Annotated in this window: 2 protein-coding genes; both read right to left on the bottom strand. The window is 50.9% G+C overall.

Annotated features, from left to right (window positions below; translation table 11 throughout):
• A partial coding sequence (locus K9U41_RS24035) for a fimbrial protein (RefSeq protein WP_432715859.1) occupies positions 1-127 on the bottom strand: 127 nt, incomplete at its 3' end.
• 157 nt (positions 128-284) lie between these two features.
• Positions 285-455, bottom strand: coding sequence for a fimbrial protein (locus K9U41_RS24030; RefSeq protein ID WP_432715858.1), 171 nt, complete (start codon positions 453-455; stop codon positions 285-287).
• Positions 456-458: the final 3 nt, after the last annotated feature.

The raw sequence follows: 458 nt of genomic DNA, 5'->3' as shown, positions 1-458 counted from the left end.
CCGGTGCGCTATCTTCCCCTACCGCGTGAAACCGGTTACTGCTGATTTGCCCCATATTGACCGTCATTTGTTTATCACCAGCTTCAATCCGGCAAGTTTCCGCAATAATGACGCCCTGAAATTGCATATTTCCGCCGGGCAGCGTGGTATTCCATTTATTTCCGGCCAGAGCAAACATTGGCAGCAACGACGCTAATAGAAATAATCTCTTCCTTTTCATCGTTATTTTTATCACACAAGGGTGGGCATCCCTGCCCGTAATGACGTCCCTGAACCTGGGTAGGTTATTGATACTGAACCTTGAAGGTCGCATCCGCATTAGCAGCACCCGGGGTTGCGGCACCGGTTGCAAAATAACGCGCCTGGAACGGAATGGTGTTGGTTCCGTTATTCAGGGTTGTTTCTGAACTAAATGTCGCACCGTCCAGCGCCAGCGCAGCACCCGTTCTGTCCAGGAT

This window comes from Xanthobacter autotrophicus, assembly GCF_029991245.1.
In the GTDB taxonomy this organism is placed as follows: Bacteria; Pseudomonadota; Alphaproteobacteria; order Rhizobiales; family Xanthobacteraceae; genus Xanthobacter; species Xanthobacter autotrophicus_C.
Note: the sequence above shows the minus strand (reverse complement) of the source record. Positions and strands in the feature narration are given on the sequence as shown.